We start from the raw sequence: 26246 nt of genomic DNA on the forward strand, positions 1-26246 counted from the left end.
GAACGAATGAAAACGAAGAAAGATTTAAAAGAGGAATATAAACAGATGAAGTTTAAAATGGGAATATTCCAGATCAGGAATACCATCAACGGAAAAGTTTATATTGAAGGAAGTATTAACCTTAATGCAATATGGAACAGACATAGGATGCAATTAAATTTTGGAGTTCATCCTAATTTGAACCTTCAGAATGAATGGCAGGAATTTGGTGAAGAAAATTTCAGGTACGAGATATTGGCTGAGATCGAACATAAAGAAAATGAAACGGCGGATTATAATAAAGAAATTAAGTTGCTTGAAAGCATGTATATAGAGGAATTAGAACCGTTTGAAGAAAAGGGATATAACAAAAAGATCAAAAAATAGTGGGGCCGCGCAAAATAACATTAAAACACAATCACAAACTCCGTTTGCTTTTCGCCAACCGTTTTCAGTGAAAACTCAAAGCCATGATTCACCAGAATCTCCCTTACAAGCATAAGCCCTATTCCCTGCCCATCAGACTTGGTACTGAAGAATGGCGTAAACAACAGTTCACGCTGTTCTGCGGGAATACCTTTACCTGTATCTGTTATAATCAACTGCCGGGCACTAATAGTAAATGTAACACTACCTTTCTCCCCAACAGCTTCTATCGCATTTTTCACAATATTGATCAACGCCTGTTCCATTTGCTGCTCATCTGCTGAAATATAAAATGGCTTTTCAGGTAGCACTGCAATCAATTCAATTTCCTGCTTAGCGGCTTTTATTCCCATCAGAACAGATACATCATTGATCAGCTTACGCAGGTCTACCTGCTTTTTATTTACCTGCGGCAATTTTACAAGGTCTGCAAAGTTGCGCATAAACAGGTTGAGATTCTGATTGCGATCAAGCGCTACCTGCAACGCAGCTTTTAAAGGGCCTTCCTCAAATGTTGGCAGGGTGGATTGTATAATAGAGTTCACAGGACCGATCGTATTATTTACCTCATGTGCCATCATTCTGATCACCTTACCATATACATTCTTTTCAGCAGCCAGTATTTCGGCTGTCAGTTCCTCTATCATAATAAAATGACGGGCAAATCCCCTGTCTATAAAGTGCGATTTCTGCAGTTTATATGTGTTTACACCATCCGGTTTTATAGTGATAGTTTCTCCTGATTTCAGCAATGCTATATGCTGTGATAATACATGCGGCAAATTATTTACCGGGAGATCATATACTGATTGCTGATCAACAGACAACAGCTGTTGCGCTTTGGGATTAACTTGTTGAATATGATCATTATAATCCAGGATTATAATACCAGTGGGTGATGTATGGATCAGTTTTTCGAGGAAAAAATGCTGTTGCTCCTGGCGTGTACGCTCCTTTCTCAACTCATCAATCATATGATTATACACCGTAATCAGCGCATCCATTTCATGCTTCCCTGTGGATAAGAATTTCACATTAAAATCCCGGTCTCTGATAGCATCCACTCCCTGCATCAGCATTTTTAACGGCATAATCAATTGCCGGTATAGTTGTATAGAGATTACAACTGAGATCAGTACAAACACCTCAGAGATAATAAAAAAGATCTTGTGCTCACTGAAAATAAAATAGCTGAGGACAAGCGCCACCAGATGCAAGATCACTACAAAGAGTATGTATTTAGTCCTCAGTCTCATCGTAGGGTATTTGATATTTATCCAGTCGCCGGTATAGTGCACTTCGGGTAAGACCAAGTGATGCAGCTGCTTTTGAGATCTTATTCTTATGATAATCCATTGCGCGCTTAATCATCTCAATTTCCATTTCTTCGAGTGTAATCATACCTACACCGGGTAACTGTACATTCCCCATTTTCACAGGCGACAGCTCCAGTTGTGAGCGGAAATCTTCTATCTCAAGGTTATCATTTCTGCTCACCAGAATGGAACGTTCTACCAGGTTCTTTAACTGCCGGATGTTCCCGGGCAATGGTAGTTGCTGTAACCATTTCATAGCGCTTTTAGATACCGATAACGATGGCCTGTTATAGATCTCCTTCAGGTTACCGATAAAAAAATCCACCAGTAAAGGGATGTCCTTTGGTCGTTCCCGCAATGCCGGCAGGCGGATTGTGATCAGATTAATGCGATAAAGCAGGTCTTCCCGGAAGCTGGCGCGGGCCACCATCTCATTCAGATCTTTATTGGTAGCACATACTATCCTTATATCAACGGTTTTGGTGCGGCTACTGCCCAGCACTTCATATGTTCTGTCCTGCAATACACGCAATAGCTTTACCTGGCTACCCGCATCCAGGTCGCCTATTTCATCCAGGAAAATGGTTCCTTTACTGGCAGTTTCAAAACGCCACACACGGTCAAACCGGGCATCTGTAAAAGCCCCACGTACATGCCCGAACATCTCACTTTCAAAGAGAGAAGTAGAGATCCCGCCAAGATTTACTTTAATAAAAGGCTTGCTGCGGCGCAAACTATTCTGATGAATTGCTTCTGCAATCAGTTCTTTCCCGGTACCGCTTTCCCCCATTATCAGTACCGATGCATCGGTCGCGGCCACACGGCCAATGGTTTCAAGAATCTGCAGCATCCTGGTATCTTCACCAATTATATGCTGAAAGTTATATAGTTTATCCAGCTCCTTGCGTGTATGGCTTTCTGATTTTTGCTCCTGAAGGTCCAGTAACGTTTTGACGGATTGCATCAAATGTTCATTACTCCAGGGCTTATTAATAAAATCATTTGCCCCTGCTTTCATCCCGCTTACAGCCAGTTCAATGCTGCCCCAACCGGTGATCAGTATCACCGGTACTGCCGGATGAATAGCTCTGATCTTATCCAACAATTCCAGCCCCTGCCGGCCTGATGTATCGATCGTAAAATTAAGATCGAGTATGATCAGGTCTGGCTGTTGCTGCCGGATAATCGTTAACGCATTCTCCGGTGCCTCCGCAACGGCTACATCATATCCATTGTTGCTTAACAGCAACTGCAGCGACACTCTTACAGCAATATCATCATCAATGATCAGTATCATATTACAATTTCGTCATTATTCTTCGTGTAATGCAACCGCAGGATAAATAGCAGCGGCCTGTTTTCCCGGATAAAAAGCACATACCATCACCAGCAGGTAAATGAACAATACAGATAATCCCAGTGCGGTCAGGTAAATGCCTGCAGACAGATTAAATACATTTAACAGCGGAAACTGTATCGCAAAGAAGGTCCCTATGATCAGCGAAAAGGTAGTCAATATCATAGCTTCCATCACCAACTGACTGGATACAGATTTCCCGGTAGCACCTATTGCCCTTCTAAGACCTATTTCACCCCTCCGGCGACTGATATTATACCAGAGCACTCCAAAGAGTCCTAATGCCACGTTGATGATCAGAAAACAGCTTACAATTGAAAGCACGATCATGGGCACCAATGCAAAGTAATTAATATTCTTCCGTTTATTTGCCAGGTGTTCGATTTCAATATTTGAATTCTTCATTTGTCCTGCCAGCAGCTTATACAATCGTCCTTCAAATGTCGCATCAGCACCTGATGTAACCTTTATCATCATCCGGCTCAGCCAGCGGAATGAAGCAGTATCAGCTCTGACAAAATGCGCATACCCGGCTTCCGCATAATCTCCCTTAAACTTAATATCTTCCACGACTCCTATTACCTGTTTCTTATTATGATCTGCACCTTCACCATACACTTTCCCTACGGCGCCTTCCCGGCCAAACATCACTTCTTTTAAACTTCGGTTAATAATAACAGGCTGATATCTTGTTACAGCATCCGTTTTATTAAACCAGCGACCTTCTGCCATTTTCAAATTCAATACATCTTTATAGCTATCTTCTACTGTATATGAATTAACATGGCTGATATGTTTGTTATTATAATCAAATCCATTCTGCATGGTCACCGGCGCAAAGGGGATATTGTTACTGGAAAAAACAACCTCCTTCACCTCAGGCATTGACTTGATGTTCCGTCTCAATGTTTCATAGAATATGTTGATTGAATCATTATCTTTTATCCCGATATCACCATCATAATTAATAACCCACACATTCTCATAGTCTACTCCCATTGGCTTCCTGTAATTCTGATAATTATAAACCAGTAAGGTGAATACGGCAAATATAACGAGGAAGGACACCAATATCTCCGACATCAGCAGGGAGTTCTGCTTCCTTTTATTCCAGATCAGTTTAAATAAATGTCTGTACATAATATTTTTATTGTGCTTTTAAAGCAGTGACTACATTCAGCTTAGACATACGCCACGCAGGATAAACGCCGGATAATAAACCAAAAATCAGGCAGACTAACAACCCACAGAACAGTACCGTAAAATTGATAGTAAGATCAAGATTAGGAATAAGATTAGCGTTATTAATCAGATAAAGGGCAATCAGAGATAACACGATCCCGATCAATCCACCCAACAGCGTAAGAATAATATTCTCTACAATAAACTGATACACCAATGTCCTTGAAGATGCGCCAAAGGCTTTACGCACACCAATTTCAGAAGAACGTTCCATGATCCTCGTAATATTAATATTTACAAGATTCAGTGTAGGCAATAGCATAAAGAGAAAAACAAATCCTCCTATTACAGAAAGCGCAATAGTAACCCCAGAACTCTTTTCGTTCCCGGTATCCACATAACCTTCGATGTAAGAACTGGCATGACTGAAAATTGACGTGAACTGACCATTTTCCATGGGCACTTTACTCACAACCTGTTCATACTCTGTATGCATTTTAGATACGTCTCTTTTTGAAGGGGCCAGCAGGATAGCCATGCAATCTCCCAGGTAAGCTTTGTGCTTATAATCTCTTTTGGCAACTGTAAAAGGGAGATAGATATCGCTATACAACAAATACGAAGTGATCGGCAGGTTTTTTACCACCCCGCTGACCTTATACTTTATATTATCTGCTTCAATATATTTCCCTACCACAGACGCTACATCTCCAAAATATTCTTTTTTCATATCTGCAGATATAACGGCTACACGTTCACCGTTATCTATCTGTTGACGGGTATAAGGCTTCCCCTCTAGAAACTTATATTCCAGTATCTCCCAGTAATTAGCATCCGTATACTTATAGTTAATCGCTATTTTCTTATTGTTTATATAAGTATTAGTTCCACTGAACCCAGAGAATAAAGTAATCTTTTCAGGTGTTTTTAAACTGGCGGCATAGCGATTTAAAAAATAATAAGAAGGAGGACTTGAGCTATGACTGTCTTTCCCAATTTCTTCGATACTTGTGATATATAAAGAACGGTCCCTTTTTTTATCCGGATAATCATCACCAACTACCTTATCTATAAATGCAGTGAGTACAATCAGTACGGTGAGTGTAAAACTGATACCGAACAAACTGATGAAAGTGAAAAACTTTCTTCGTTTCAGTACTGCGATGGCTATTTTAAAATAATTCTTTAACATGCGATTGTAGATTTAAGAGTGATCACTGTACCTGCGCTCCGTCAAACAGTCGCACCAGTCTATGTGTTTTATTAGCCATATTCTCGTCGTGTGTAACCATGACGATAGTAGTGCCATCCTCCTTATTCAATTGCATAAGGATCTCCATAATCTCATTTCCCATAGCACTGTCCAGATTACCGGTAGGTTCATCTGCCAGGATGATTTCTGGTCGTCCTACTATGGCACGTGCAATGGCTACACGCTGTCTTTGTCCTCCTGAAAGCTGGGTAGGAAAATGCTTGATCCTGTTTGTGAGTCCCACCTTTGCAAGCGCTTCTGAGGCCAGTAACTTCCTTTGTTTTGCAGTAGTGTTGCGATACAATAAAGGCAACTCTACATTATCCAGTACCTGCAGATCATTGATAAGATGATAACTCTGGAAGATAAAGCCGAGCTTCTGATTTCTGAAGTTCGCCAGTTGCTTGTCTGACAGATGCTGGGTTGTCTGGTCATCTATCCTCACATCCCCTTTTGACGGTGCATCCAGTAGTCCCATAATATTCAGCAGCGTACTTTTACCACAACCTGAGGGTCCCATAATGGAGAGAAATTCACCTTTTTCTACATCCAGACTAATGCTGTTTAGTGCCAGGGTTTCAATCGTATCTGTACGATATACTTTTTCAATGTTTTGCAAACGTATCATAACTTATTTTTTTGTTTCTTTCAAAGTCATATAATGATAAATAGCGCAGCTGGTAATAGGCTCCCCAGAGATCCCGCAGCGCATTAATATAATCCCGTTTTGCCTGATCATTCTCCTGAAAAGCGATACTCAGGTCTGTGATACTCAGATCGCCCAGCACATATCTTTCTCTTGCAATTTTATACTTTTCGGCGGCAATACTGTCTGCCTGTGCGGTGGAAAGAATCTGTTCATTCAGCATATTGAACAGGGTAACCTGCGTTACTATTTGCTGTTTAAAGGTCTGCTTATCCTGCTCAACCGCATAAGCTGTAAATTGTTCATTTGCCTGCGCTGTTTTAGTTCGGGATTTTGACCGGCCCCAGTCCAGGACAGGGATGGAAAACTGCAACTGTAATAACTGTTGGTTCTGAGGTGAACGATATACATCCGGAATATTGGATGCACTTTTTGAATACCCCAGATTGGCAGTTAAGGTAGCAACCAATCCGCTCTGCCCCTTAGCTTTGGCTACATCCCGTTGTGCTTCGGCCATCCTTCTCACAAAAGCAATTGCGTCAGATCTGTTTTCAAAAGCCTCCGCCAGCACCCTGTCTGCCGATACTTCCATATTAGTAACAGCGGAAGGGATGATGAGTGCGATTTTACCGGTATCCTCAAATCCTGTATAACTACGCAACGTTAAGGTAGTAATTTCAATATCCCGTTTTGCTGTTCCTACTGCCTTCCGTGCATTTAACAGTTCCAGTTGTAATTGCAGGATCTCATTCCGGGATACCTTACCTAAATCGAATTTAATGTTGGCAATACTTAAGATCCGTTCTGTATTCTCCAGATTATTTCCTGCTACCTGCAAATTCACCTGCGCCAGAAGCAGGTCAAAAAAGTATCCTTCAACGGTAATGGCTATCTGCTCCTGCGATTCGATGTATGCCTGCCTGCTTTCATTATACTTCAGCGGCTCTATCCGTTTGTCCCATTTCAAACTGTTGTACTGTAATAAAGGCTGACTATAACCAATGGCATAAGGTACTCCATTATATAATACACTATTGCGGTCAAAATCATTAAAGCGCTGTAATTCAGTCGTACCATAAATCGTACCTCCAGTCGCGGTGATCGTCTGACTAAAATCAAGTGTCAGCGATGAGTTATCATAATGGATAGGCTGGAATAGAATAGTACCGTTCGGCTGCAACACCTGCGTAGAGGTTTTACTATAGCCGGGCAATATACCTGAAAGAGATAACTGTGGCTGGTAGTTAGATCTGAAAGTACGCCACTGCCAGTATTTGTTCTCCTTTGTAGCAATAGCCTGTTTGGCTGCTATTGAGTTCTCTTTCGCCATTTGCACCACCTGTTGCAGGGATAATCTTACGGTGTCTCCCGCAAAAGCTTGTTGGCTACAAAGAAGTATAATGAATAAAGCTCTCATAATATTAATCCCTGATGGTTAATTCCCTGGCATTTTTATATTCACTCATATCTGATGTAATCACTACCTCCCCCTGCTTCACACCGTCTATCAGTTCTACATAATCAAAGTTGCTCAGTCCTATGTGCACACTCCGTCTTACCGCCTTTCCATTGTTCAGGATAAAGATATCCTGCGGACTTCCCCCTTTGAACGCAGGTCCGTTTGCCGTTCTCATTACATTACTGTGCATAGCCGTCACAACAAACACCTCCACTTTCATGTTAGGGCGTAGTTGTTTGTTATTACGTTCGTCCAGTTGTATATCAAAGGTGATAATGCTATTCTGTACTGAAGGATATACATTGGTGACATGCCCTCTTAATTGCGTATCGTTAATGCGGATGATAGCGGGCATATTATTATGCAACTGATCCAGGTAATTATCAGAGATACTGCCTGTCACCTTAAAGCTATTCAGATCTGCAATGCGGGCAATCATTTCTCCTTCATGGATATTAGCACCGATGTTTTTATTTACATAAGTGACGACACCTGTACGCGTAGCTACTACATTTGCCAGGTTCAGTTTGCGCTGTAGCTCATCCAGATCGTTTTGCTGAATAGCGGCTGCAATAACCGCTTCCCGGATCTCTATGCGCATGGTTTGCTGTTTACTTTTTATTTCATTCTCTAATTGCTTTTTCTCCAGTTGAGCAACTTTAAGATTCAGTTCTGCCTGTTCGATGCTCTCTCTCGTTCCTCCACCCGCTTTATATAATCGTTTAGCATTCTCCACTGCATCTGTAAGACTACTGATACGCAATTGTTTGATATCATTGTTCGACTGGATATCATAAAAACTTTTATCAAGATCCAGCTTTAGCTTGCTGATCTCGTTACGTTTACTTTCCAGTTGAAACTTCTGTTTTTCGTAAGCTGTTTGTGTAGCAGATTTGTCGAGGGTTAAAATGGATTGTCCGGCATTTACTTTATTCCCGGCATCAATCACAGCATCTTTGATAGAAGCATTAATAGGACTGGTAACAATTTCTTCGAACTCCGGCAGCACTTCTCCGGAAGCATTGATCGTATTCTCAAGATCTCCTGTTTCAACAATGGCCGTTGTTATTTCAGATTTCTTAATGGTTGATTTGAAAAAAGCTCTAATGAACCAGATAGCAGCAATGAACAGCAAAATGCTGATCGTTGCGATCAGGATCGCCTTCCTTCTTTTTTGTAATGTTACTTCCAACGTAATCTCTTTGTCCATGACAGGAATTTGGACAATGATTTACAAGGGATGTACCAATATTAAAACAATGAAAATTAACTATTTGCGAGATTTTTAATTTGAAAAAGTGGTCGATATCGGACAAAATGTTTGATAACAGAAAAATTAATAATTATCCCTTCAACATCTCCATCACCTTCCATAAATGCTCACATTGTTCCAGGTGCTTAACAGGAGAAAGCTGTAACATCGATACCCGGATATGATTAAGCGTTTTCAGATCCGGCCTTGCTTCAGCAGGTAAACAAACCATTACCGCTAGTGCTGTTTTAAGCACCGTAGCCTTTACGCGTAAACTATGTGGGGAGTAACGGGCAGGATGCAGATGGATATACTTACCGGGTTCTGTACCGGGCAACAGAATCCAACGGGAACTATCAGAAAGTGTGATCTCCACATATCCCCCGTTAGCTTTTAACATATTGAGATAAGACGTTTCGTCGATTGCTACTGAAGTAATCACTTCTTCGAATAGCTCTGGTAGGTTCAGTGATCCATAATAAATGTCCATCTGGGAGTTGCCGAGCATCTTCAGCATGTCTGGCAAAGTAGCAGCATTTGCCTGCTGCAACTGCTGGCAAATGAATCCTCTGTGATGTTTAAGAGCATTAAAAAGAATATTTTCGGGAGTAGACATATCTGTTAGCTCTGCTACTGCAAATTTACTAATTTCGTTATTCAATCAGGTACAGCCTATATAATTATGTTATTAACGATTACGACCACACATACCCCTGCCTCAGATCTTAGCTATTTGTTGCATAAACATCCTGCCAAAGCACAGCAAGTGGAACTATCAGGTGGCATAGCACATGTTTTCTATACTGAAGTAACTGAAGAGAAATGTACTGCTGCTTTATTATTAGATATTGACCCTGTAGGACTGGTACGCAAAAACAGTGGCCCTTCAGGGAATGATTTTGCATTAGAACAATACGTAAATGATCGTCCTTATGTAGCTAGTTCTTTTATGAGCGCTGCAATTGCAAAAGCATTCTCAACTGCCATGAATGGCCGTTGCAAGGATAAGCCTGAACTGGTGACTGTTCCAATGCCTTTTGATATAACAATTGCCGTGCTACCAGTACGTGGAGGTGAAAAGGTATTGCAGGAATTGTTTAGCCCATTAGGTTATACTATTGACGCAGAGAGACACGCCCTGGATCCCGCCTTTCCATCATGGGGAGAAAGCCGTTATTTTACAGTCCGGCTGCGCAATACAATTACTTTGCAACAACTCTTATCCCATCTGTATATACTAATACCGGTTTGTGATAATGATAAACACTACTGGGTAGGACAAGCAGAAGTAGAAAAGCTGCTTGAAAAAGGGAAAGACTGGCTGCCTGCACATCCCGCTAATGAATTCATTACATACCGTTATCTGAAAAATCAGAAAGGACTGGCAAACCAGGCACTGGAAATATTGATGAAAGATGAGACCATTGAACCGGAAGAAACAATTGAACCGGTTGAGCCAAAGATCAGGGTACACGATCTGCGTCTGCAGACAGTTAAAGACGAACTGCTGAAAACAGATGCAAAACGTATTGCTGATCTGGGATGCGGTGAAGGTAAACTACTGAGATACCTGCTCCCCGAAAAACAATTTGAATATATACTCGGAATGGATGTGAGCTACCGGTCAATTGAAATAGTGAAAGACAAATTAAAGATTGACAGGATGCCGCCCAAACAACAGGAACGTATCCAATTGATCCAGGGCGCCCTCACCTACCGGGATAAAAGACTGGAAGGTTTTGATGCTGCAGTGCTGGTGGAAGTAATAGAACATCTGGATCCGCCAAGATTATCGGCCCTTGAAAAAGTAGTATTTCAGTATGCTAAACCGAAGACCGTCATCATCACAACTCCCAATGCAGAATACAATGTAAAGTTTGCAAATTTTGAAGAGGGACAGATGCGGCATGCCGATCACCGTTTCGAATGGACAAGATCCGAATTTGCAACATGGGGAAATAAAGTAGCAGAAGAAAATGCTTATACTGTCATTTACAAACCACTTGGAGAAGAAGATCCTGAAACCGGAGCATTAAGCCAGATGGCAATCTTTACAAGTAATACAGGAATCAATGCGGAAAGATAATAAACAGATTCATTTACCAGAATTATCCCTTGTGCTTTTAATAGGAGCTTCCAGTTCCGGGAAATCAAGCTTTGCACGTAAACATTTTAAACCAACGGAAGTTGTTTCATCAGATTACTGCCGAGGACTGGTAAGTGATGACGAGAATAGCCTCACAGCGTCAGATGATGCTTTTGAACTGGCGAGATACATTACAGCCAAACGGTTTAAAAATGGTCTGCTGACGGTAATCGATGCCACTAACGTACAGGAAAATTCCCGTAAAGACTGGGCAAAGCTGGCAAGAGAATACCACGTATTGCCGACAGCGATAGTCTTCAATCTGCCGGAAAAAGTTTGCGTTGAACGCAGCACATTGCGCCCGGACAGAAACCTGGGCAGCCATGTAATTCCTCAACAGATTTCTCAATTAAAAAGAGGTCTGAGAAGATTAAAGATAGAAGGATTCAGACATGTAATCGAACTTAATAGCCAGGAAGAAGTAGACGCTGTTGAAGAAATAATCCGTGATCCTTTATATAATAACAAGAAACAGGAGAAAGGTCCATTCGATATTATTGGAGACATCCATGGCTGTTATGATGAACTTGTTATGCTGTTGCAGCAACTCGGATACAAACATGAAAACGAAAACTGGCTTCATCCTGAAGGAAGAAAACCTGTGTTTTTAGGAGACCTTGTTGATCGTGGCCCTAAAACACCGGAGGTACTGAAACTTGTGATGGGAATGGTAAAAACCGGTAGTGCATTGTGTGTACCCGGCAATCATGATATCAAACTGCTTAAATGGTTTAATGGAAAGAATGTACAGGCTAAACATGGCTTACAACAATCCATTGATCAGTTGGAGAAAGAGACACCTGCATTCCGGGAAGAAGCCCGAAAATTTATCGATAGCCTGGTTAGTCATTATGTATTGGATGATGGCAACCTGATAGTTGCCCATGCTGGTATAAAAGAAGAAATGCAGGGCAGAGGTTCGGGAGCTGTGAGGGAGTTTTGTTTATTTGGAGAAACTACCGGAGAGATTGATGAATTCGGCCTGCCAGTGAGATATAACTGGGCATCTGAATATAGAGGAAAAGCAATGGTGGTATACGGCCATACCCCCGTACCGGAAGCACAATGGCTGAACAGAACAATCGATATTGACACAGGATGCGTATTCGGTGGCAAACTTACGGCTCTGCGTTATCCCGAAAAAGAACTGGTAAGCGTTCCTTCTTTAGCAACGTATTGCGAACCGTCAAGACCAATCATACCAACAACGGGGATCATTACCTCCCTTCAGCAGCAATACGATGATATATTGGACATCAGTGACTTTATGGGTAAACATATTGTCCCTACCCAATATGCACATAATGTAACCATCCGTGAAGAAAATGCAATAGCAGCACTGGAGGTAATGAGTCGCTTTGCAGTTAATCCCAAATGGCTGATCTACCTGCCACCCACTATGAGCCCTGTAGAAACCAGCAAACTGGAAGACTACCTTGAACATCCCAAAGAGGCTTTTGACTATTACCGCGGTGTGGGGGTGGAAAAGGTGATCTGTGAAGAGAAACATATGGGATCGAGAACCATTATAATTGTTGGAAAAAATGAAGCTGCCATACAAGAGGCCTTTGGCATCACTAATGAAGGCATTGGAGTTATATATACCCGTACGGGACGTTCCTGGTTCAATGATAAAGAAACTGAGCAGGCTTTCCTGCAACGCATAAACACAGCATTGGAACAATCTGGTTTTTATGAAAAGTTCCAGACGGACTGGGTTTGTCTTGATACTGAATTAATGCCCTGGAGTGCAAAAGCACAAAGCCTGCTGGAAAAACAATATAGTGCAGTGGGTGCAGCTGCGACTCATGCATTACAAAGCACTCTACAAAACTTACAACAGGCAGTACTGCATAATCCGGAAGTAACATTCCTACTGGATAAATACCAAACAAAACAACAACAGGTAGAACAGTATATTAAATCCTACCAGCAATATTGCTGGCCAGTAAATAGCCTGGATGATTTCAAACTGGCCCCTTTTCATATTCTCGCAACTGCGGGAAAAAGCTGGACAGATAAAGATCATGAATGGCATATGGAGCAGATCGAAAATATTTGTCGTGCAGATCCATCCATATTAAAGGCCACCACTTATAAAGTGGTTCACCTGCAGGATATGGAAAGTATACAAGAGGCAACTGACTGGTGGGTATCTATGACAGGCGCGGGTGGTGAGGGAATGGTTGTAAAGCCATCTCAATACATCCATGTAAATGGAGCAAAACTGGCACAACCGGCAGTAAAGGTACGTGGCAGAGAATACCTGCGTATTATATATGGACCGGAATATACTTCTCCGGAAAATCTTATCCGGTTAAAGTCCAGAGGATTATCCTCAAAACGGAATCTTGCATTACGTGAATTTTCGTTAGGTATTGAAGGATTACAAAGATTTGTGAATCAGGAACCACTTCAAAAAATACATGAATGTGTATTTGGTGTACTGGCACTTGAAAGCGAACCGGTTGATCCGAGATTATAACGCTCCTAAATACCTGTATATAGTTGTTTAGGTGAGTTCGGGAAGACACAATAGTGAGTCTATATATTGAACATTCGTTGGGCCTACATTGGAAATATGTTGGAGAATCTTTGATCACGTATAGCTGTTCAAAGATTGTCCAACGTATGTCCAATGTATGAAGCAAATACCAACTCACTCCGAACTCTCCCGGAAGGTGCTATTAATTTGTTCTGAATAGCTATATCCCGAAATCATCACGATTCAATCATGATATTTCTGCCCATCTACCGTATAAAATCTACTCTCACAATCTTCTCATTATCTACTGTATAAACAACGGCGGCTTCCAATGGCGTATCTTTTATTCCAGTTACTTTCTCCTGATCAATCACCTTATTCCCTATTACCATCCGGTTCACAAGTCTACAATGCAATGCAGGTGTCTTACTGAATATCTCACTATACCTCTGCCGTATTTGATCTTTCCCTTTCAGCAATAGTTTACCGGATGACTGATCATATATTTCCACGGTATCACTATAAGGCAACAGAAATGCATCAATATCATGAGCGTTATACCCATTCAATTGTTGCTGTGCCAGTATTTCAGGAGTGACTTTCAATAATTTCTTCGGGTCGAATATTTTCCCACGGTGAATGACGGTATGAATATCTGCGAGTGCACTGAGATCTTTTACGGGATCTTTTTGAAGTAGCAACAGATCTGCAATCTTACCTTTTTCAATGCTTCCATAATCTTTATCTTTCCCGAATCCTTGTGCAGCGCTGATAGTAGCAGAACGGATAATTTCCCAATTGCTCAGACCAGCTTTCTGCATAGTCTGTAACTCTGGATAGAAAGAGGCTGCGTGTAATGTGGCAATATTTCCTGCGTCTGTTCCACTTACCACCAGTACGCCAGCCTGCTCCGCAAGCTTCAGATTAACAAGCATCATGCTATCTTCGGTGGAAGGACCGCTAAACCGTAAACGCACCTGTTTATAATCCACAGGGGCATTTTCTATATGTTGGAGATCCGTGAGTGTACCAAGCATAAAAGGATCAGCATATGCAAATTCATGTGCGGAGAAATCAAACTGCTGTGTAAAGGTGCGTATGTAATTCTGATGAACGATCAATGTAGGAATATAAACGATCTTCTTATCCTTTAGCAGTTGCAACATTTCATTATCCAGCACCTTATCATCTACACTATGAACTAAGATATCAGCACCGGCTGTAACTGCCAGCCGGGCCGTTTCATATTCAGTTGCATGTACGGCTACTTTTAATCCATGCGCATGACTTTCTTCTATCGCTGCTTTTATGATGGGTAGTGTACTATCAGCTTTTTGTCCTGGGAAAACGATGTACCATATTTTGATAAAGTCAGGTTTGTAAGGGAGTTGCTTTTTCACCAGTTCACGGGCTTCTTCCGGTGTGTTGACTTTAATGATCGGTGGATCTTTTTCATCCAGGTTCGGGGGCTGATAAGTCGAAATCAGGGGACCTGTTACCCATGCAGTAGCAGAAGCAGAATCAGCATTCACCCTGTCGCGGATGGCATAATTGCTGAGAGGCCCACCTACATCAATCACAGTAGTGATACCACAGGCAAGATAACGGGCCATCAGGTCATTAAGATGATCTTTTACCCATTGCTGGTCTTTTTCGTATGGGTAAACAGCATTCAGATTAATGGCATCTGGTCTTGTATATAATCCGCCACTCTGGAAAAAATGGATGTGTGCATCCGTCATTCCTGGCATGATATACTGCCCGGTTGCATCTATAACAGTTGCATTTGCGGGTATCTTTATTTTTTTGGATGGCCCTGTTGCTATAATACGGTCATTCTCAATGATAATCGTTTGATCCGGGTCCGTTTTATTGGTATTGACATTAACAAGACTGGCATGTGTAATACATATTTGAGTATAGGCAGGCAGTGCGATGAACGACAATACCAGTAACAAACTGTACTTTCTCATAGGGTTAATTTTAATAGGTTTAAAGATAACAGATTTTCCGGAACAGGTAGTACTGGTAAATCTATGATTCAAATAAATCAAGATAACCTTGTATATTTCGCCCCGGAAAATAGAAAACTATTATCTTGTGATTATGGAACAGCCTATAGCTAATCCAGAAAATAAAAGGGTTTCAATTTATAGGTCAACAATCATTTAATGTTTTATTTCGATACCGACAAATACGATTTCTGGCCGGTTTATAATTGCATAACAAAGTACTATCCTATCGGAATTGCGAAGAGTGACGACAATCAGGTGTTTCTTGCTTATCCAGGGCAAAAAGCATTGGCAACAATCACCGCAGAGAAGATCCATGATGATGTCAGTTATAAAACCCATTGGGAAGATTTCAGCTCAAACGTTCAAAAACAAATTCAGAAGCCGGTTATTGGAACAACCTACGGGCAGGCTCCTTCCTTCAGTGCTTATGTAGAACTTGAAAGAAGTTCGCTGGATAATCTGACCAGGATTAAAGAATTACATTTTCTCGTAAGCATTACCGGCCCATTCTATACTATTATCGGACGGGACAGAAATGAAATTAAAACCTGGGAAAAGACTTATCGCAGTACTAACTTCCTCATCGTTTCGCCCGAAAATGAATATGCTGATAGCTTTACATTATTATGTGAACTGATAGAAGAACAGTTCAGCGGATTCCGCTTCGTCCCTTTTAATATCTGCAATCTAAGTATAGAAGGACTAAATGTACACTACACGGAGAAGCCGATTAACCAGGTATTCAATGCCCTTTTTAATAATCACCTTGACCTTAACAACCAGATCCTGGGAAATAAGTATTTTAAATCCGGCGACTGGCAAAGGGAAGACTATAATTTAACCACACCACCTGCTGTTCCGGAGTATTAGCCTGTCCAATAATATCCTTATACAGATCAGGCCTGCGGGCATTCTTATACCTGTGCCCTCCGGACTTTTTCATATTGTCCGGGTTAAGAACGGCAATGGCAACATCATTGGAAAGCTGGCGGCATTCTGCAATAATATCTCCATAAGGATCAATGATCATCGAACAACCATTCTTCAACTGATCATCATCCATCCCTACCGGATTGGAAAAAACTACATAGATCCCATTGTCATAGGCTCTTGCCGGCAACCATTTCATTAGCCATGCCCGACCTTTAAGACCATCAAACTCAATACGGAGTGAAGTAGGGTCATTCTCCCTGTTATGCCATAACGCAGGATCTACAAAACCTGCTCCCGGACGGGTAGAAGGTGTACACATCGTTACATGCGGCATGAATATGATCTCCGCCCCCAATAGCGTGGTTGCCCTTACATTCTCAATGATGTTATTGTCGTAACAGATGAGAATACCACATTTCCACCCATACAGGTCAAAGACAACATATTTATCTCCAGGCAAAATATGCGGATTAATGAAAGGATGCAGCTTCCGGAATTTAGCGACCAGACCATTTTTATCTACACAAACGTATGCCTTGTAAATATGATCCTCATGATCCTTTTCAAATAATCCGGCAAGAACTACAATATTACAATCCTGCGCAATAGCTATTAACTCCCGGATGCTGGGCCCATCAGGGATGTATTCTGCTATATTCAGCAATGCTTCCTTAGATAAATTCCGCGCGAAAGTATAACCGGTAATTGAACATTCATGAAAAGAGATCACATCAGCTCCTGCTGTGGCAGCCTTTTCTGATAGTTCCCGGATGATAGAGAGGTTGTAATGTTTATCACCACTCCTGTTTTCAAATTGTGCGGTAGCAATACGTAACTTTTCCATGCTACAAAGCTATAAGGATCTTATTGCAGCAAATTGTACAAACCCGACAATCAGGAAAACTGAATGAAATTCACCGCCAGCAAACGCGTGTCAGAAAGATATTTACGGGGTGTTATACCCACCTGCTTCTTAAATTCTCTGATCAGATGGGCCTGATCGTAATATCCGCTTTCATAGGCAAGCGTAGTAAGATTTTCGTCCTGTGATTTATTCCTTAATAATCGCAGAAAATACTGCAGCCTTATAGTATTGGAAAAGTGTTTGGGAGAAACACCTATACTCTCACGAAATTTCCTTTCCAGGTTTCGTTCGCCAGTATGCAGCAGCGTGCCTAGCTGCCCCATCGTTACCTGTCCGTGGAATTGATAAATTAATTGCACTGTCTTTTCAACCACCCCATCAGGCATTGCGCAGTTGCTTAATTTGTTGGTCAGGAATTTTTCAATCAGGCAGATCCGTGTCAAATGATTATCTGCATGCAGCACTTTCTCTTGAAGTTCCACAGCTTCCCGTCCCCAGAGGTCTTGTAAACTGATTATTTCATCAGTGAGTTCATGAGCAGGAATCCCTAAAAGGGAATAGGCCCCATAAGGCTGAAAAACAACTATCAATACCCCTACATTCTCTGCAACCACATTATGAAATTTGCTTACCTGCCCATAAATAAAACTTCTGGGGTGGGTCACCTTCTGGCTATCGTCATATTGTATGAAGGGAGTTCCATAATGAAATACCATTCCGGTATTACCATCAGGAAACATTCTGTGACTGGTAATGCCACCTGTATCACTTTCCAGTATTAAAAAGTGTTTAACAATATTTGAGAGAGCAGGAGAAGGTAATAGCTGCATGATACCTAAATTAATACATTCATGCGTCTTCAGATCATTGAATCCGAAAACGCATGAATAGAATTTAATTTGCTTCTGTATATTTCTTGAAATTATCCAGGATAGCTTGCCAGCCATCTCTTTGCATTTCTATAGGATTTGTATCTTCTGCTTCAAAAGTTTCAACAACTTTAGTGGTATTACCTTCGCTGTGGAAAGTAATTTTCACTTCCCTGCTATCATCAAGCGTATATGCAATGAGCTTATTTTCTTCTACTGCTGTATACACTCCTGCAAAGTCAAAACTGAAACTGCCATCTTTAGCAGCCATTGTTGTGCTGAATCGTCCACCTGTTTTCAGGTCATTTTCAGCAGCCGGCACATGCCAGTCGTCCGAAGCACTGCACCAGTTCTTAATATGTGCAGGTTCTGACCAGTATTTCCATACTTTTTCAACGGGAGCCTGAATAGTGCTCTCTACTGTAATTGCAGTTTTATTAACTATTGTCATGTTATTGCGTTTTTGATGATACAAACTTACGCAGCGAAATTTATATAGGTAATGGGCGAAAGCGACAAAGAAGAGGCTTTTTGCGACCTGTTTTCTCCTATCACTACTCATACATGTAAGAGTTTATTTAATACAAGATAAGGTAGAGATAAAATCATCCTTCGTTCATCCTTCGTCTTTTAACGAAGGATGAACGAAGGATGACTTTATCTCTACCTTAATCCATCACGTCCTATCCTGGTTATCTTGCCTCACTTAGTTGGTTGCTCCCCCGTTCACTAACAGGTGTTGTCCATTCACAAAAGAAGAAAGATCACTTGCGAAGAACTCAGCCGCATTGGCAACGTCTTCCACTTCTGCCAGTCTGCCCATCGGGCAACTGTCCAGCAATTGTTTTCTCAGTTCAGGATAGCTGCCGGCTTCAGCAAAGATACCGGAATGATCTACTGCAAATGGAATAATAGTATTCACGGTTACACCCCGGTGGCCGATCTCTTTAGACAGGATTTCCACCATATATCTTGGAGTAGTTTTACTGCCTCCATAAACCGCCATACCCGGAACAGGGAATGAAGTAGTGCTGGAAGCTATGTAAATAATCCTGCCATTATCTTCTATATTCTTTGCAGCCTGCTGCATGGTGAAATAAGCACCTTTGGTATTGATAGAAAATACACGATCAAATTGCTCTTCTGTAAAATCTACTACAGGAGTCTCTACCAGCTCAATACCTGCATTCGCAACCACAATGTCTATCTTACCAAATGCTGCTTTAGCCTCTTTGAATAATTTTTCCAGATCTGCAACTTTGCTTACATCTGCCTGGACTGCTATTACTTTTGCACCCATTGCTTTAATATTACTCACTACTTCATCCGCAGAGTTTTTATCTCTTGAATAGTTGATTACGATATCTGCTCCCAATGCAGCATAACGTTCTGCTATTGCTTTACCTAATCCACGTGCTGACCCGGTTATTACTGCTACTTTATTCTTCAAACTGTTCATGATTAATAATTTTTAAGAGTTATTTAATTAAGCCATACCACCGTTACTGCCAATGTTCTGTGCATTGATCCATTTAGCTTCATCAGAAGCCAGGAACAGTACGATCTGTGCAATGTCGTCTGGTTCACCAATACGATTGAAGGGAGATAAAGCAGCCAGCCGGTCAATCACTTCCTGTGGTTTACCTTTTGTAAATAATTCGGTATTTGTAGGACCGGGAGAAACGGAGTTTACATTGATGCCCCTGGCGCCTACTTCTTTTGAGAATACACGGGTTAGTTGTTCTACCGCAGCTTTGGTAGCTACATAAGTACCGTAAGTGGGCAGCATAATCCTGTTAACTGAAGTGGAGAAGTTGATGATACTGCCTTTGTCTGCAAGGCGGGTAGCGGCTTCGCGCATCGTATTAAAGGTACCACGTACGTTGATATCGAACTGACGGGTAAAATCTTCATCAGTAGTATCCTTAATCAGCTTAGTGATCATGATACCGGCATTATTCACCAATACATCGATCCTGCCATAATGTGCAATAGCAGCATCGAACATGACTTTTACCTCATCAGCCTTGCTTACATCAGCCTGTAAGGCTATTACATCACCGCCATTTTGTTTAATGGTATTTACAGTTTGCTCTGCGGCATCTTTACCGCCTGCATAGTTAATAATTACTTTAGCACCTGCTGTGGCCAGCTTCTGTGCAATAGTTGCGCCGATACCTCTTGAAGCGCCTGTTACTAAAATTACTTTTCCAGATAGTGTGCTCATATTGTGTTGTCTTTAATGACAATACAAAGATCAGATATGAGCAGTTCGCAGAATTACACATATTACAGTATTAGATGCAAATTTCACACTATCCGGAATTACTGCTATATATGTATTTTATTATCCGGCAGGATACAAGAGATAATCAGTAACAGTAATGAAATGATGATAGCCAACGTCCGAAACAGATGCCATGTATTCCATGGTTTATCAAAAGCACGACGTGCATGTGCAGCCTCAATGGGAGAAGCCGTAAGTACCGGGAATACTTCCAGTATATTGTTTAGCGGAACATTCACTACAAAAGTGATCCCTATTCCCCCAATCAGGTAGAAAGCAGCGGCCAGCCACATTAAAATATGATTGTTATTCTTCCAGGCTGCTAATGGAATCAACACAGCTGCACCAAAGAAAGCAGCCGCAAATGCAGGATTTATAATCGCCTTATTGATGGCTTGCATCGCAGTAATGTATTGCGCATCCGGCAAATGGGCAAAGGCGGGATTGATAGCTACAACGAAACCAAAGAAAAGACCTGCAATCAATGCAGTTGTAATAGTTGCGCTTATCAGCAGTATATGTTGAATATTCATTTTAATAAGAGATGTTTGCGGTTTTATGTAAATAGGTATTGTCCGACAATTGTTTCAGCATGAAATCGGCTACATCAGCGCGGGATACCTTCACCAGAATTTTGTTATCATTGGCCGGAAATCCATGCCTGTATTTCCCGGTAGGAGCATCATCGGTAAGATTTCCCGGACGTACAATGACCCAGTCCAGCCGGCTTTGCCGGATATATTCTTCCTGTAAGGCATGATCAGCAAAACCTTTCTTCAGGATAAACGGGACAATAAAATATTTGAAATAAAAGGGGGTTCTATTCAGCGTTTCCCGGCTATCTCCATAACCAAGTGATGTCTGACATACAAAACGACGAACCCCATTCTTTTCCATAGCACGTATAATGTGCTGTGTACCTGCCGACCGGATAGTTCCTATTTTATTAGCTGGAGAACCCAACGCAGATAACACGGCATCATGGCCTTTTACCGCAGGTTCTACAGTTGAATAATTCATCACGTCTCCCAAACTAACCCGGAGGTTGGGATGTTGTACCTGCAGTTTTGCTGCATCTCTTATAAAAGCGGTGACTTCATGGCCCTGCTTAAGTGCCTGTTCTATAAGATGGCGGCCGGTTCCACCGGTAGCACCGAAAATAATTAGCTTCATCGTAGTTCTGTTTTATAAGACAAAATTATGATGCCGTAACCGTCAAAAATTGAACAAAACCGACAATGAATTTATTCCGGGGAGAATTGTTTCTGAAACTGGAAGGGAGAGCAACCAGTATATTTTTTAAAGGAACGGATGAAATGCGATTGGTCTGCATAATCATTCTCATAAGCTATATCAGACAACTTATTATATTGATTATTCCTTAGCTGGTGAAGTGACGCCTGATAACGGCAAATTCCTGAAAATAATTTGGGAGGGATCCCTACATGATCTTTAAATTTCCTTTCTAAACTCTTCTCTGTTATCTGTAAATCTTCCTGCAAATCTTTCAGAGAAATATTACCGTTGGAGGTCAGGATCTGAGATACCGCATATTCCACTATTCCAGTAATATGTGCACGTTTATTACTGATCTGCGTTTGTAAATAGGACTTTAATATTTTAACCTGCTCTTCTACAGAGGAGGCTTCTGCTAATTTCATTGACAACCCTTTCGATTTCTTCACAGATACCTGATCAGGATCAATACAGGAGTTCGTTAATTCTGCTGCATTCATCCCAAAAACGGATTTTAAAGCATGTGGATGAAACATAACGCCCGTCGCCCGGAATGTTCCCGCAGCCATGATCTCTGTATGTTTTGTTGTTTGCCCGTAAAGAAAAAGATCCGGTAGTTGTTTATCTTCCATAATCAATGTGCCGGCAGCAGCATCCTGAAAGATCAATCCGGGGCGACCATCTACCAGGGAACCGAATACCTGCGACAGGGCAGGCTTCGCATTACCTTCCAATGTCCAGAAACAACGGACAAAAGATTGAAGAACTGGAGGTACTGCGATGATTTCGTATTTCATGGGGATCGCCGGATTATGTGTTAGTGTAAATTTACACCATTTATCATTGAAGCAGATACCGGAATTTAGAAAGATACCGTACCTTTTACAACAATATGAACAGCGATTATAACATAGCTCCTCTGGGTGATCACTCCATTATTATTGAATGGGAACAACAGATGGATCCCGTTATTCACCAACGGGTCATGAGCGTGTTTTATCACCTGCAATCTCTTCAATTACCTTATATAAGAGATCTTATTCCTGCTTATGCATCGTTAACAATCGTATATCAGCCTTCGCTGACTCCCCGGTTAAAACAGCAAACAGCAAGTCAGGAGATCCAGGTTATGCTAAAAAAAATGCTGGAACAGATCACAACCAGCGCAACAGCCCCACCACGCATACTCCGGATACCGGTATGTTATGATCCTTCCCTGGCATTAGATATACAGTCAATGGCAGAACAAAAAGGACTTTCTGTTGATCGTATCATTGAACTGCATACACAGCAACCGTATACCGTTTATATGCTGGGGTTCCTGCCCGGATTTCCCTATATGGGAAAGGTAGATGACCAACTGGCAACTCCCCGCTTAAAAAAGCCCCGGTTAAAAGTACCGGCAGGTAGTGTAGGCATTGCAGGCTCCCAGACGGGTATTTATTCCATGACATCTCCGGGAGGCTGGAATATTATTGGTCAAACGCCCATTCGTATGTTTGATCCTCACAAAGCATCACCTTGCTTTTGTAATCCCGGCGATCAGGTGCAGTTTACGCCGGTATCACTGGAAGCATTTCATAAAATGATTTAAATGATACAGGTAGTAAAGCAGGGTTTACTGGATACCGTCCAGGATGCCGGAAGATATGGCTACCAGCACCTGGGCATTAACCCGGGTGGCGCGATGGACCGGATAGCACTTTCTGTGGCTAACAGCCTGGTAGGAAATGACCCCGCCGATGCAGTTATAGAGATGCACTTTCCGGCATCTGCCTTCCTGTTTGAAACGGAGGCTCTGATTGCGTTATCCGGCGGTGATTTTGGTGCGATGGTGAATGATTTGCCTGTCAGCATCAATAAACCAGTACTGTTGTCCCAAAATAGCGTGTTACGTTTTACCAAACCGGTTTCCGGCGCCCGCTGTTATCTGGCTATTCATGGAGGACTGGCTCTTGAGTCGTGGCTGAATAGTTACAGTACTCATCTGAAAGCAGGAGCAGGAGGTTTCCTGGGAAGGCAGCTGCAAAAGAATGACCGTTTACCGTTCAGAGAAGTAAACAATTATAGCAGGCTGTTGCAATCCAGCGACATACGTATACTCCCCTGGAGGGCCGATATTCGTGGCCTCTATACGGATGCGAACAATATACATGTCATTCCGGGTAGTGAATGGCCCGTTCTCACGGAAGATTCACAGACATCCCTGATAGAGAAAGGATTCTCATTAACAGAGCAGTGTGACCGCATGGGATTCCGTTTAAAGGGCCCTGCATTACATACCCGCAATAAGGATGAACGCCTTTCTGCCGGCGTCAGCAAGGGGACTATCCAATTATTACCCAACGGCCAGCTGATCATCCTGATGGCAGACCACCAAACTACCGGTGGTTATGGCCGCGTAGCTCATGTTACTACAGCAGATATCCCGGCGCTCTCCCAGTTGTTGCCTAATCAGGAACTCCATTTTAGTATGGTTACCCCTGAAATGGCAGCAACACTGTTCGAAAAGCAGGAACTGCATTTGCATATCCTGCAAAATGCCTGTAAATTACGATTGCAGGATTACTGCATCACTAACTAATTGCTATCGGAATGACTTACATTGATCTTAACTGCGATATGGGCGAAGGCATGGATACCGATGCGGCTATTATGCCCTTTATCAGCAGTACCAACATCGCCTGTGGCTATCATGCAGGCAACCAGGATACGATCATACGTACAATCACACTGGCTTTATTGTATAAAGTAGCTGTGGGGGCTCATCCAGGCTTTGCTGATAAAGAAAACTTTGGCAGGAAAGAGCACCACCTCACAGATTCAGAATTATATGATCTCATTACCACCCAGTTATATGCCGTTCAATCTATTTGTCACTCCCTGGGTACTCCAATGCGTCATGTAAAGCCACATGGTGCTCTCTATAATATGGCGGCTAAAACACCAGCTATGGCACATGTTATTGCCCAGGCAATAAAAGATACGGATCCGGAGCTGTGTCTGTTCGGGCTTAGCAACAGCTGGCTTATAAAGGCAGGGGCAGAAGCCGGGCTAAAAACAGCCAGCGAAGTATTTGCCGACAGAACCTATCAGGAAGATGGTTCTCTTACCCCACGAAGTGAACCTAATGCCTTGATCGAAAGTGAGGAACAGGCATTACAACAGGTATTGCAAATGATTACACAACAACATGTAACTACTGTGAACGGACAAACGATTCCACTCACAACAGAAACTATCTGCCTGCATGGAGATGGTGCACATGCAACAGAATTTGCACGTACCCTTCACACCACCTTAACTCAACAAAGTTTAATCATACAGCATCCTTGAACAAACAACGATTCTCTATCCTGATGGGAGCAGCGTTTCTGATGGCCACTTCGGCCATCGGACCAGGTTTCCTGACACAAACAACGGTATTCACGCAACAACATGCTGCGGCTTTCAGCTTTGCAATACTCGTTTCTATATTACTGGACATTGGCGCACAGTTGAATATATGGCGCATCCTTACCGTGAGCAATTATCGCGCACAAGACCTCGCAAATGCACTGTTCCCTGGCCTTGGTTATTTACTGGCCGGACTGGTAGTACTGGGAGGACTGGTATTTAACATCGCCAATATTGGAGGTTGCGGACTGGGATTACAGGCGCTTACAGGCATGGAAACAGTATATGGTGCTATACTGAGTTGTGGCATCGCGTTATTTATCTTCTGGATGAAAGAGGCGGGTAATGCGTTGGATCATTTTACACGATGGCTGGGAATCCTTATGCTCCTGCTTACTTTATATGTGGCTGTCAGTTCACACCCACCCGTAATGGCAGCACTACAGCAAAGTATATGGCCCGATCATATTAATACAAAGGCTGTGATTACGCTCGTTGGTGGTACTGTTGGCGGGTATATCAGCTTTGCCGGGGCTCACAGGTTACTGGATGCCGGGATCAGCGGGACATCCTCTGTAAAGTATGTTAACCGTAGTGCAGTGAGTGGGATTGTCATTACCGGCGTAATGCGGACTTTATTATTCCTTGCAGCATTGGGCGTAGTTACACAAGGTGCGATACTGGATAGCGGTAATCCACCGGCGTCAGTATTTCGTATAGCAGCAGGAGAAATCGGGTATCGCTTTTTTGGTATGGTGATGTGGAGTGCCGCCATCACTTCTGTAGTGGGAGCAGCTTATACATCCGTTTCCTTTTTAAAAACATTTCATCCTTTTATTGCCAGACAGGAAAAGTGGTTCATCACTTTCTTTATTGTGTTTTCTACTATCGTTTTTATAGCAATAGGCAACCCTGTACAACTATTAATCACCGCTGGTGCGCTCAATGGTCTTATATTACCGGTAGCGCTGGCAGTCATGCTGATAGCCGCTACCCGTAAGCGACTGGTACATGATTACCGGCATCCTGTATGGATGCAGATAGCTGGCTGGCTCGTTGTACTGATCATGGGCTGGCTCAGCGTATTAACACTGAAAGAATGGATGGGGATGTAAAACCATTCAGAAAGTATATTTTACTCTAAA

25 protein-coding genes are annotated in these 26246 nt (G+C 42.1%); 8 read left to right on the plus strand and 17 right to left on the minus strand.

Annotation, left to right across the window (positions count from 1 at the left end):
- Nucleotides 1-6: 6 nt before the first annotated feature.
- Nucleotides 7-366: a GIY-YIG nuclease family protein gene (locus BM176_RS05670; protein WP_143097724.1), complete on the plus strand. Its 360-nt coding sequence runs from the start codon at nucleotides 7-9 to the stop codon at nucleotides 364-366.
- 20 nt (nucleotides 367-386) lie between these two features.
- Here the strand turns inward: BM176_RS05670 and BM176_RS05675 are convergent, their stop codons facing one another.
- The 8 genes from BM176_RS05675 to BM176_RS05710 all read right to left on the minus strand — a co-directional run bounded on the left by BM176_RS05675 (nucleotide 387) and on the right by BM176_RS05710 (nucleotide 9530).
- Nucleotides 387-1661 (minus strand): sensor histidine kinase, encoded by a 1275-nt coding sequence (locus BM176_RS05675; protein ID WP_090100460.1) that lies wholly within the window; start codon nucleotides 1659-1661, stop codon nucleotides 387-389.
- Nucleotides 1645-3018 carry a sigma-54-dependent transcriptional regulator gene (locus BM176_RS05680; protein WP_090100462.1) on the minus strand — a complete coding sequence of 458 codons (1374 nt, stop codon included), beginning with the start codon at nucleotides 3016-3018 and terminating at the stop codon, nucleotides 1645-1647. The genes BM176_RS05675 and BM176_RS05680 overlap by 17 nt, the downstream gene beginning before the upstream one ends.
- A gap of 15 nt (nucleotides 3019-3033) precedes the next feature.
- Nucleotides 3034-4218: an ABC transporter permease gene (locus tag BM176_RS05685; protein ID WP_090100464.1), complete on the minus strand. Its 1185-nt coding sequence runs from the start codon at nucleotides 4216-4218 to the stop codon at nucleotides 3034-3036.
- Nucleotides 4219-4225: 7 nt separating this feature from the next.
- Nucleotides 4226-5452, minus strand: a complete 1227-nt coding sequence (locus tag BM176_RS05690) for an ABC transporter permease (protein ID WP_090100466.1) — start codon at nucleotides 5450-5452, stop codon at nucleotides 4226-4228.
- 22 nt (nucleotides 5453-5474) lie between these two features.
- Nucleotides 5475-6140, minus strand: coding sequence for an ABC transporter ATP-binding protein (locus tag BM176_RS05695; RefSeq protein ID WP_090100467.1), 666 nt, complete (start codon nucleotides 6138-6140; stop codon nucleotides 5475-5477).
- Nucleotides 6118-7575 carry a TolC family protein gene (locus BM176_RS05700; RefSeq protein WP_090100469.1) on the minus strand — a complete coding sequence of 486 codons (1458 nt, stop codon included), beginning with the start codon at nucleotides 7573-7575 and terminating at the stop codon, nucleotides 6118-6120. Before BM176_RS05700 ends, BM176_RS05695 begins: the two co-directional genes overlap by 23 nt.
- 4 nt (nucleotides 7576-7579) lie before the next feature.
- Complete coding sequence (locus BM176_RS05705) at nucleotides 7580-8827, minus strand: efflux RND transporter periplasmic adaptor subunit (protein ID WP_090100471.1); 1248 nt, start codon at nucleotides 8825-8827, stop codon at nucleotides 7580-7582.
- A 133-nt stretch (nucleotides 8828-8960) separates the two neighbouring features.
- Nucleotides 8961-9530 carry a hypothetical protein gene (locus BM176_RS05710; protein WP_143097725.1) on the minus strand — a complete coding sequence of 190 codons (570 nt, stop codon included), beginning with the start codon at nucleotides 9528-9530 and terminating at the stop codon, nucleotides 8961-8963.
- A gap of 21 nt (nucleotides 9531-9551) precedes the next feature.
- On the opposite strand from BM176_RS05710, the gene BM176_RS05715 reads away from it, so the two are divergent.
- Complete coding sequence (locus BM176_RS05715) at nucleotides 9552-10955, plus strand: 3' terminal RNA ribose 2'-O-methyltransferase Hen1 (RefSeq protein ID WP_090100475.1); 1404 nt, start codon at nucleotides 9552-9554, stop codon at nucleotides 10953-10955.
- Nucleotides 10942-13500, plus strand: coding sequence for a polynucleotide kinase-phosphatase (locus BM176_RS05720; RefSeq protein ID WP_090100477.1), 2559 nt, complete (start codon nucleotides 10942-10944; stop codon nucleotides 13498-13500). Before BM176_RS05715 ends, BM176_RS05720 begins: the two co-directional genes overlap by 14 nt.
- A gap of 266 nt (nucleotides 13501-13766) precedes the next feature.
- Here the strand turns inward: BM176_RS05720 and BM176_RS05725 are convergent, their stop codons facing one another.
- Nucleotides 13767-15473: an amidohydrolase family protein gene (locus BM176_RS05725; protein WP_090100479.1), complete on the minus strand. Its 1707-nt coding sequence runs from the start codon at nucleotides 15471-15473 to the stop codon at nucleotides 13767-13769.
- 198 nt (nucleotides 15474-15671) lie between these two features.
- On the opposite strand from BM176_RS05725, the gene BM176_RS05730 reads away from it, so the two are divergent.
- On the plus strand, nucleotides 15672-16385 hold the full coding sequence (locus BM176_RS05730; protein ID WP_090100481.1) for a hypothetical protein: 714 nt from the start codon (nucleotides 15672-15674) through the stop codon (nucleotides 16383-16385).
- Here the strand turns inward: BM176_RS05730 and BM176_RS05735 are convergent.
- The 8 genes from BM176_RS05735 to BM176_RS05770 all read right to left on the minus strand — a co-directional run bounded on the left by BM176_RS05735 (nucleotide 16318) and on the right by BM176_RS05770 (nucleotide 22502).
- A complete protein-coding gene (locus BM176_RS05735) occupies nucleotides 16318-17292 on the minus strand; it encodes a nitrilase family protein (protein ID WP_090100483.1) in 975 nt (324 codons plus the stop codon). The genes BM176_RS05730 and BM176_RS05735 overlap by 68 nt on opposite strands.
- 50 nt (nucleotides 17293-17342) lie before the next feature.
- A complete protein-coding gene (locus BM176_RS05740) occupies nucleotides 17343-18143 on the minus strand; it encodes a helix-turn-helix transcriptional regulator (RefSeq protein WP_177230310.1) in 801 nt (266 codons plus the stop codon).
- A 64-nt stretch (nucleotides 18144-18207) separates the two neighbouring features.
- Nucleotides 18208-18633, minus strand: coding sequence for an SRPBCC family protein (locus BM176_RS05745; RefSeq protein WP_090100487.1), 426 nt, complete (start codon nucleotides 18631-18633; stop codon nucleotides 18208-18210).
- A gap of 255 nt (nucleotides 18634-18888) precedes the next feature.
- On the minus strand, nucleotides 18889-19641 hold the full coding sequence (locus tag BM176_RS05750) for a glucose 1-dehydrogenase (protein WP_090100489.1): 753 nt from the start codon (nucleotides 19639-19641) through the stop codon (nucleotides 18889-18891).
- 27 nt (nucleotides 19642-19668) lie between these two features.
- Nucleotides 19669-20409: an SDR family oxidoreductase gene (locus BM176_RS05755; protein ID WP_090100491.1), complete on the minus strand. Its 741-nt coding sequence runs from the start codon at nucleotides 20407-20409 to the stop codon at nucleotides 19669-19671.
- Nucleotides 20410-20513: 104 nt separating this feature from the next.
- Nucleotides 20514-21002, minus strand: coding sequence for an anthrone oxygenase family protein (locus BM176_RS05760; RefSeq protein WP_090100493.1), 489 nt, complete (start codon nucleotides 21000-21002; stop codon nucleotides 20514-20516).
- A gap of 1 nt (nucleotide 21003) precedes the next feature.
- A complete protein-coding gene (locus BM176_RS05765; RefSeq protein ID WP_090100495.1) occupies nucleotides 21004-21642 on the minus strand; it encodes an NAD(P)-dependent oxidoreductase in 639 nt (212 codons plus the stop codon).
- A 71-nt stretch (nucleotides 21643-21713) separates the two neighbouring features.
- On the minus strand, nucleotides 21714-22502 hold the full coding sequence (locus BM176_RS05770; RefSeq protein ID WP_090100496.1) for a helix-turn-helix domain-containing protein: 789 nt from the start codon (nucleotides 22500-22502) through the stop codon (nucleotides 21714-21716).
- Nucleotides 22503-22597: 95 nt separating this feature from the next.
- Here BM176_RS05770 and pxpB point away from each other — a divergent pair, with 95 nt between their 5' ends.
- Genes pxpB through BM176_RS05790 form a run of 4 tightly spaced genes read left to right on the plus strand, consistent with a single transcriptional unit; the run spans nucleotide 22598 to nucleotide 26216 of the window.
- The gene (gene pxpB / locus BM176_RS05775; RefSeq protein ID WP_090100498.1) at nucleotides 22598-23299 is read left to right on the plus strand and encodes a 5-oxoprolinase subunit PxpB; all 702 of its coding nucleotides are present in this window, start codon (nucleotides 22598-22600) and stop codon (nucleotides 23297-23299) included.
- Nucleotides 23300-24289, plus strand: coding sequence for a 5-oxoprolinase subunit C family protein (locus tag BM176_RS05780; RefSeq protein WP_090100500.1), 990 nt, complete (start codon nucleotides 23300-23302; stop codon nucleotides 24287-24289).
- A gap of 11 nt (nucleotides 24290-24300) precedes the next feature.
- Nucleotides 24301-25041, plus strand: coding sequence for a 5-oxoprolinase subunit PxpA (locus tag BM176_RS05785; protein ID WP_090100502.1), 741 nt, complete (start codon nucleotides 24301-24303; stop codon nucleotides 25039-25041).
- Nucleotides 25038-26216: an NRAMP family divalent metal transporter gene (locus BM176_RS05790; protein ID WP_255373444.1), complete on the plus strand. Its 1179-nt coding sequence runs from the start codon at nucleotides 25038-25040 to the stop codon at nucleotides 26214-26216. Before BM176_RS05785 ends, BM176_RS05790 begins: the two co-directional genes overlap by 4 nt.
- Nucleotides 26217-26246 lie beyond the last annotated feature (30 nt).

The organism is Chitinophaga sp. CF118, from assembly GCF_900112615.1.
In the GTDB taxonomy this organism is placed as follows: Bacteria; Bacteroidota; Bacteroidia; order Chitinophagales; family Chitinophagaceae; genus Chitinophaga.